5 protein-coding genes are annotated in these 8,426 nt (G+C 66.5%); 3 read left to right on the forward strand and 2 right to left on the reverse strand.

Annotated elements, in window-relative coordinates; translation table 11 throughout:
- Positions 1 to 207: 207 nt before the first annotated feature.
- Positions 208 to 399, reverse strand: coding sequence for a hypothetical protein (locus THIDRDRAFT_RS22440; RefSeq protein ID WP_007043221.1), 192 nt, complete (start codon positions 397 to 399; stop codon positions 208 to 210).
- A 139-nt stretch (positions 400 to 538) separates the two neighbouring features.
- Complete coding sequence (locus tag THIDRDRAFT_RS26305) at positions 539 to 2,191, reverse strand: AAA family ATPase (RefSeq protein ID WP_007043222.1); 1,653 nt, start codon at positions 2,189 to 2,191, stop codon at positions 539 to 541.
- 399 nt (positions 2,192 to 2,590) lie between these two features.
- Between THIDRDRAFT_RS26305 and THIDRDRAFT_RS22450 the strand changes: the two genes are divergently transcribed.
- The 3 genes from THIDRDRAFT_RS22450 to THIDRDRAFT_RS24225 form a co-directional block, all read left to right on the forward strand.
- Complete coding sequence (locus tag THIDRDRAFT_RS22450) at positions 2,591 to 4,258, forward strand: hypothetical protein (protein ID WP_007043223.1); 1,668 nt, start codon at positions 2,591 to 2,593, stop codon at positions 4,256 to 4,258.
- Positions 4,259 to 4,541: 283 nt separating this feature from the next.
- Complete coding sequence (locus tag THIDRDRAFT_RS22455; RefSeq protein WP_007043224.1) at positions 4,542 to 6,521, forward strand: AAA-like domain-containing protein; 1,980 nt, start codon at positions 4,542 to 4,544, stop codon at positions 6,519 to 6,521.
- Positions 6,518 to 8,426: AAA-like domain-containing protein (locus THIDRDRAFT_RS24225; RefSeq protein WP_007043225.1), on the forward strand; the 1,909-nt coding region annotated here is incomplete at its 3' end. The genes THIDRDRAFT_RS22455 and THIDRDRAFT_RS24225, both read left to right, overlap by 4 nt.

Below are 8,426 nucleotides of genomic sequence, written 5' to 3' on the forward strand. Positions count from 1 at the left end.
CGGCGACGCCGAGGTCGAGGGTCTCGCTCAGCGTGATGGCGCGGTCGTAGGCGGCGATGGTCTGCTGCAGGGCCTGGGGCGAGCCGAGGGTTTGGAGGACGTAGCCCTTGTGGGTGTAGGCGCTGGCGAGGTCGAGGGTCTCGCCGATCTGAATCGCCGTCTCCGATTCGGCCAGTAGCGTCTCGTTGGCCTTTTCTCCACCCTGTTTCAGCGTATGAGTCCCAGCTTTCGATGGGCTCGTGTCAGGATGTGGCGGTGGGCGTCGACGGTGGGATCGAGCCTCTCGCTGATCTCGATCGCGCGCTCGCACAGCCGCGCTGCATCCTCCAACGCGGCCGCATCGCCGCGCTCATAGAGCGAATCCGCTTCTTCCAACAGTGCTTCGATCTCCGCTGACATGGTCTTTGCGCTCCTGTCGTGACAGCATTTCGAGTCGGTGGTCGGGCCTTCCATTCGATCCGTCTCTTTCGAATCGGATGCGGGCCATCCTAACGGCGTGCTCGGCGGGTCGCCAAGCACCTGGATGCCGGCTCGGGGATCAGTTCAGCCGCATCCCCGGTCGCGGATGCGTCAGCCGATGTCCGATCAGCGTCTCGGTGGCCTTGCGCGCCTGGCGCGGGCTGCGGAAGAACTGTCCGAGCCAGCGCCAGTCGACCTCGTCCAGCGGGGGCAGGAGACGAGGGTCGAGCTGATGACGCTCGACATACGCCTGGATGGTGCGGTGCACGATCGCCGGGTAGTGCTCCGGCTCGGGTGGGTCGACGCGGAAGACGCGGAAGCGATCGAGCAGCGCGCCGGGCAGGAGGTCGACGCGGTTGGCGGTCGCGATATAGCTCAGGTGCGAGAGATCGACGCTGCCGCACAGGAAGTCGTCGTGGATCGCGCGGGCGCTCTGGGGCTCGAGCAGCGTCAGCAGGGCGTCGTGGACGTTGCCGTTGTCGCGCGAGCCGCCGGCCTTGTCGATCTCGTCGAGGACGATCAGCGGATTGGCCTGGCCCGACTCGGCGATCAGCCGGATGCCGAGCCCAGGGTGACGGTTGCCCCAGCCGCGCGCGGTGCCGATCAGGTCGCGGTTGTCAGTCTTGCCGGCCAGACTCAGCAGACGGCTGTGGACGCCGCCGATCTCGGCCAGGAACCGGGCATAGGCGGTCTTGCCGATGCCCGCGTCCCCGAGCAGCAGCAGCGGGGGCAGCCGGAATCCGCCCCGGCCTTGGGCGGCGACCGCCAGCTCCTGGAGGATGGCTCGAGTGACCCGCTCGAGCCAGGGGAAGGCGTCTCGGAGCTGCATGCTCAGCCACTCGAGATCCGGCACCGGGGCCAGAGGGCAGGGTGACTCCAGCAACGCCTGATAGGGCGCGAGCGCGGTCTCCAGATCCGTGCTCTCGGCGGGCGCGATCGTCTGCACGACCCGGACCCCGGTCCGCCGCTCCGCAGTTGCCGTACCCTCGACCAGCGGTATCGGCGGTTTCGCGAGATCGCCCTCCGGCCAGTCCCCTTGGTATCCCGCATCGGCAGCGGCGACGGTGCGCTGATGGGGCGACGCGGCCGCACAGAGTGCACGCACCTGCTCGGGCAGTGTCAGGAGGCAGCGATCCGGCTCGCGCGCCAGTGTCCGCACCTGTCCATCGCGCTCGACCAGATAGTGCACGAGCGTCAACTCCCGATCGACCAGTGCGGGCAGGCTGCGCAGCCAATGCTCGCTCTCATCGGTCTCCGGGATCGGCGCGCTGATCCTGTGTCGCGCGTCCATCCAGGACGGCTTGTTCGTACCAAGATCGAGCAAATGCCGGAAGTCCTCGCTACCGACCAGCACGGTGGGCGGGTTCCCATCCGGCTGGACGAAGCAGGCATGGAAACAGAGATAGTCTTCCAAGCTGTCCCGATCGATCCGGATTTCGATTCCGTCGCCTAAGAGGTCTTCCAGGCTGCGGCTGAGCCTGAGCGGGATGACGGCTCTGTCGTGTTCGAGGCCGAAGCGCAGCCGGATGCGGCCGGCTTCATCCGGGATTTGCAGCCGGATCAGACGGGCATCGACGAGGAAGCGCGGCCGGTGCAGCTCGACGACGATCTCCTCGTCCAGCGGCTCGGGCGCCAGCCGGTAGAGGCAGTGGAGTAGCTCGGCGGTTCGCCATTGCCGCCAGGCGCTTTCCCAGGCGGTCTCGTCGAGCAGGAAGTTGCGATCGAGCCCCATGCATGAATCTCCCATAGGTCGGACGGTCTGAGGGTGCGGCCCTGGTGTTGGGCGATCCGGATCGCCGGTCGGCGCGGGACAGGACCGCTTCTGCTGGGATAAACGCGGCTCGATGCGCGGTTTTATGACTGACGTCGAATTTTGTGTTTCGACGCAGGAGTGGACTGGGTGCCTGGACGGTGTCGACTCGGCATTCTCCGAATCGAGCAGAAGCGGATCTGAACCGGGCCCGGGCGTGTCGGCGTGTTGTGGTGGGGCGCGGACGCGAGGATCGCATTCATCGCGACAAGCGGAGACAATCGATCCTCCGAGCCATTTTGCACCCGCGAGACTAGTCTTCCGGTGCCGGGTGCCAAACGGAGTCTCGCCTTCGATCAAGGAAGCCACAGGAGCTGCCCCATGAGCGACCCGCGTTCGACCGATGCGCCAGAGCTTGCACCGTCTTCTCGATCCGCTGTCCTGCCGCCGATCCAGGCGCATTCCTGCTTTCTCTTCTATCCGCTCCAGGGGGCCGAGTTCTCGAAGGCGCCCGCCCAATGTCTCGGCGACCTGCGGTCCGCGCCCTCGGAGACATCGGACCACCCGAACGCGGGCGGCTGGCTCGCGGACGACATGCTCCAGACCATCGACGGGAAGCGCGTCGACTGGCCGGTATGGGAGCCCGCTACCCTGTCGCTGGGCAACGATCTGCATCCGCACGTGCAGCGTCTGGTCGGGGGGCGGGAGCCGACGGGCACCGCGACCTTGGATCCCTCGCTCGGGAATCATGCGCAGGTGTTTCGCCTGACGGAGGGTGCGCGCAAGCTGGTCGCCGGTAAGCGGCTGGCCTATGAGCCCGCGATGCCGAAGGAAATGCGCCGCCCTCACCGGCTGATGCTCGAGCTGTCCAGCACCGCGCATGAGCGCATTCAGCGGCAGGTGTCCGACTGGTCCGAACGGCCGGTCGAGGTGGCTGTGCTCGATCTGCATTACATCGTCTTTCGCACCGGCTTCGCCTTTCTGATCGCCGAGGTGCGTTTCGGTGGCGAGGAGGGCGTGTTGGCCCCCGAGGTGCTGAACGAGGCGCTATACAGCCTGGCGCGCATCAACCGGCTGACCTGGTGGCGGGCCGACGGCACCGCCCTGGACGCCTCGCCGGCCTTCTCGCTCGCCACCCTGGCGCGGGGGCTGATCGGAAAACCGGCCGGCGGGCGGGCCGAGCGCGTGTTCACCGCCACCTATCTGCAATTCGAGACCAGGCCGGACGCCGCCGAGCTGGAGCGGTTGCTGGTGCGCCTGAGCCGTCACTACACCGCCGACTACCATCTCCGCGACGCGCTGCCCGGCACCGAACGGGTGACCCATTTCGAGAACGTCACCCATGTCTTCACCCTGGAGGGCTGCGCCTCGGCCGTCGATCTGGGAGGCTATCCGTCGGGTGCGGCGCCCGAGTTCCTCCAGAATTATCTGAGCGTCACCTATCGCGGTCACTATCTGCCGATCGTCCTACTGGCGCACCACGAATTCTGTTTTCTGCTGCATCTCACCAACGACGCGAGCTTCTGGCCCGATCCGGCACGCTTCGCCGCCGACCGCGAACGGATGATCGCCATGCGCCAGGACATCGCCAACTTCCGTCTCTGCTTCAGCTTCTCCTACGTCAGCCGCATCAGCATGCACAACGCCGTGAACGCCGCCTTGCGGCGGGCACTGGGGCTGGACGCCATGCTTTCGGAACTTGGCCGCGATACCGCCGAGATCGATGCCCTGCTCGAGCGCACGGCGGCCAGGGAGGCCGCCACGCGCGCACACCGCAACGAGCGCCGCTTCCGCTGGGCCTCCGTCATCGGCGTCTTCGGCATCACCTGGCTGACGACCCACACCCTCTTCAAGGAGGCGCTCGAACTGCCGCTCATGCATGCGCTGCTGCATCTGGGGCACGACCAGGTGGGCCTGGTCGCGGGCGGGATCGCCCTGATCGTCAGCCTGGTTGCGGCCATCCTCACCGGCGTGCGCGGGAGCGCCGATCACGGTCACCTGGCCCAGCATGCGGTGCAGGACAACGTGATCCATCAGGCGGGGCATTGAGGCATGGGGTGCCTCGGCCATACGACACAATGGAGGCAGCAGGCGGTGCATCGCGTCGCCTGTAAACGCCGAGATCCTGCCGGTCCGTCAGGAGCAGCTCAAGGAGCGGCTCGGTGAGCGCTTTCCACGATCTTGGTGCCGGCCAACGGCGCTTGTTACGCACAGCGGATCCTGCTCAGGATCGTATCCGTAGTGTCCGCTGCGCGGACCTGCATGGCTGTATTCGGATCTTTGGCCATCGTTGCCGCCGAGATCGATTTCACGCATCGGATGGAGTATCGACATGCATGACCATGATTGGATGACGGAATGCCGAGATCTACAGCTGTATTGTGAGCGATTGCGCGGGCGAACGCCGGCGCTCGCGGAAGAGGTCGAGGCGACCGTCAAGCTGCTCGATCATGATTTGGGGGCCTCGCTGGTCCGTGCGCGGCGAGCCCTCGAGGTCATCGTCATCGAGCTGTGCGAGTGTCAGCTGGAGCGCGAACGCGGCACCGAGCCTTTAGATAAACTATTGACGGGATTTAAGAAGATCGTTCCTGACTCGCCGCTGGCGGCCATGGTCTATCTGAACAAGCTCGGAAACCTCGGCGCCCATCCCAAACCGATTCGCGACAAGGATGTGCGCCAGGCATTGGCCGCCCTGGCTCGCGTGCTCGATTGGTATCTGCATGACTACGGGCAAGATGCCGATCCGCAAGGCGAGGGCTCGCTTCCGGGTGTGCAGCCATCCGAGCCGGAGGATGCCGCGGTGCGCCAAGGGTCGTCAGACCGAGATGACCAGGGCCCCCCGGAGCCGCACGGCAAACGTCTTGCGATCTTGTACAAGCGCCGGGTGGAGCCGGACGGCCGCTTGCTGCAGATGCTCGAGTCCAGCCTGACGGCGGATGGCCATTGGGTTTTCGTCGACCGGCATCTGAGAATGGGCGTCGAGTGGGCCCGCGAGATCGAATCGGAGATTCGCGCGGCCGATGCCGTCATCGTGCTGCTCTCGCGCGACTCGGTGACCAGCGAGATGCTGATGTACGAGGTCGAGATCGCCGCCAAGGCCGCGCATGAGCATGAGGGCAAGCCGCGCCTGCTGCCGGTGCGGCTCGATTTCGAGGATCCGTTGCCGCCCGAGTTGGCCCCGCATCTGGAGCGTCTGCAATATGTCCTCTGGCGCGGGACGGATGACGATGGCGTGCTGCTCGACGGGGTCGGCAAGGCGCTGATCGATTCACCCGTGCGCCCGGTGCCCATGCATCCCCTGGAGCGGGATACGGGGGCCGTGCCGCTGGATTCCAATTTCTATGTCGTGCGGCGGGCCGATGGCGAACTGGAAACAGCGATCGCCCGCTGCGACAGCATCGTGCTCGTCAAAGGGGCACGACAGATGGGCAAGACCTCGTTGCTCGCCCGCGCCATTCAGGGGGCGCGCCAGCGGGGAACGCGGGTTCTGCTGACCGATCTGCAGAAGCTCGCCGCGGATCAGTTCGCGAGCCTGGACGTCTTTTTGCGCGCCATCGCCGAGATCATGGCCGATCAGCTCGATCTGGATGTCTTCCCGGAAGATGTCTGGCGCCCCGGCCGCAGCCCCAATACGAACTTCGAGCGCTATCTGCGACGCGAGGTCCTGGAGCCGTGTCCCGAGCCCCTGCTGTGGGCGCTGGACGAGGTCGACCGGCTCTTCAGCTGTCCCTTCGGCGGCGATGTCCTCGCGCTCTTTCGAACCTGGCACAACGAGTGTGCGCTCGACCCCGGCAAACCCTGGAGACGGATGACGCTGGCGATCGCCTACGCCACCGAGGCGCACCTCTTCATCACCGACCCCAACCAATCCCCCTTCAACGTCGGCACCAAACTGGAGCTGGCCGACTTCAGCCGCGAGCAGGTGGCCAATCTCAATCGCCGCTATGGCAGCCCGCTGCGCGAGCCGGCCGAATTCCTCCAGCTCTACAGCCTGCTCAACGGTCAGCCCTACCTGACCCGCCGGGCGCTCAACCTGCTGGTCTCGGATGGCCTGCGTCTGCCTGACCTGGAGGCCGTGTCGGACTGCGACGACGGCCCCTTCGCCGACCATCTGCGCCGGCTGCTGCTGATGCTCGGCCGCGAGCCGACGCTCATGGAGGCGGTGCAGCAGGTGCTGGCCGGTGGTGCCTGCCCGGACTACGAGCGTTTCTATCGGCTGCGTAGCGCGGGCATCCTGGCCGGGGACAGCAAGGACACGGCCCGCCCGCGCTGCGGCCTCTATGAGCGCTATCTACGGAGACAACTGGCATGAACGGAGACTTCTACCAGACCGGCGGCACTCTGGCCCTGGACGCCGTCAGCTACATCCCGCGTCAGGCCGACGAGGATCTGTTCGAGACCATCCAGGCCGGCGAGTTCTGCTATGTCCTCGACAGCCGCCAGGTCGGCAAGAGTTCGCTCATGGCGCATGCCAAGCGCCGGCTGGAGCAGGTCGGCATCGCCGTTGCCGCGGTCGAGTTGACGGCGCTCGGCATCACCAGCAACACCCCGGAGCAGTGGTACGACGCCCTGCTGGCCAAGCTGGGTACCCAGTTCGGGCTGGAAGACCCGCTCGACGACTTCTGGCTCGAGCAGACCCGCCTCGCCCCCTTGCCCCGCCTGATGGACGCCCTGCGGCAGGTGGTGCTGGAGCGGTTGGAGCGCCCGGTCGCGATCTTTCTGGACGAGATCGATGTGGTGCGCAGCCTCTCCTTCCGCACCGATGAGCTCTTCGCCGGCATCCGCGAGCTCTACAATCGCCGTACCCAGGACCCGGTGCTCGAGCGCCTGACCCTCTGCCTGATCGGCGTGGTCCAGCCGACCGATCTGATCCAGGACCCGCGCATCACCCCCTTCAACATCGGCCGACGCATCGAGCTGACCGACTTCACGCCGGCCGAGGCCACACCCCTGGCCCAAGGGCTCCCCGGCACGCCGGCCCAGGCCGGGCGTCTGCTCGCGCGCATCCTCTACTGGACCGGCGGCCACCCCTACCTGACCCAGCGGCTGTGCCGGGCAGTGGCGGAGGATGGGCAGGTCAGGAACCCACGCGGGGTCGACCGCGTCTGCGAGGCACTCTTCTTCAGCACCCGTGCCCGCGATCAGGAGCACAACCTCAAGTTCGTCAGCGGCCACCTGCTGCGTAGCGACGCCGACCGCGCTGCTCTGCTCGATCTCTACCGCCAGATCCGCGAGCGCCGACGGCTGCGCGACGACCCCACCAACCTGCTCATCGGCGTGCTGCGCCTCGCCGGCATCGTCCGCACGCTGGAGGGCCTGCTCTGGGTGCGCAACCGAATCTACTTCCGTGCCTTCGACCATGACTGGATCCAGGCCAATCTGCCGGACGCGGAGATCCGGCGTCAGCGGGCGGCATATCGGCGTGGTGCGCTGCGGATGGGCTTGGCGTCCGGGGCGGTCATCGCGATTCTGCTCGGGGCGATCGGGTGGGCGTACCGAGCCGAACGGGTCGCGACCCTAGCTCGTGGCCAGGCGGAAGAGCTTATCAACTACATGCTGTTCGACCTGCGCGACAAGCTCCTACCCATCGGCCGGCTCGACCTTCTGGATGGTGTCGCACGTCAAGCTGTGAAATATTTCGAGCAGTTGCCGACGAGTGAGGCATCGAATGAGACCGAGCGTAACCGCGGAGTCGCCTTCGACAACCTCGGCGGCGTGCGCGAAGCGCAGGGCGATCTTGCCGGGGCGCTTGTGGCCTACGAGGCGGCTCTGGCGATTCGCGAGCGACTGAGCGCCTTGGACCCGGATCATGCCGATTGGCAGCGCGGCATCGCGATCAGCCACAACAAGCTCGGCGACGTGCGCAAGGCGCAGGGGGATCTTGCCGGCGCGCTTGGTGCCTACAAGGTGGGTCTGGCGATCGCCGAGCGACTGAGCGTCTTGGACCCGGATCATGCCGATTGGCAACGCGATCTCTCGATCAGCCACAACAAGCTCGGCGACGTGCGCAAGGCGCAGGGGGATTTTGGCTGGGGCGCTTGTGGCCTACGAGTCGGGGCTGGCGATCACCGAGCGACTGAGCGCCTTGGACCCGGATCATGCCGATTGGCAGCGCGACCTCTCGATCAGCCACGACCGAATTGGCGACGTGCGCGAAGCGCAGGGCGATCTTGCCGGGGCGCTTGTGGCCTACGAGGCGGCTCTGGCGATTCGCGAG

Origin of the sequence: Thiorhodococcus drewsii AZ1 (assembly GCF_000224065.1) — a bacterium.
GTDB classification, from domain to species: domain Bacteria; phylum Pseudomonadota; class Gammaproteobacteria; order Chromatiales; family Chromatiaceae; genus Imhoffiella; species Imhoffiella drewsii.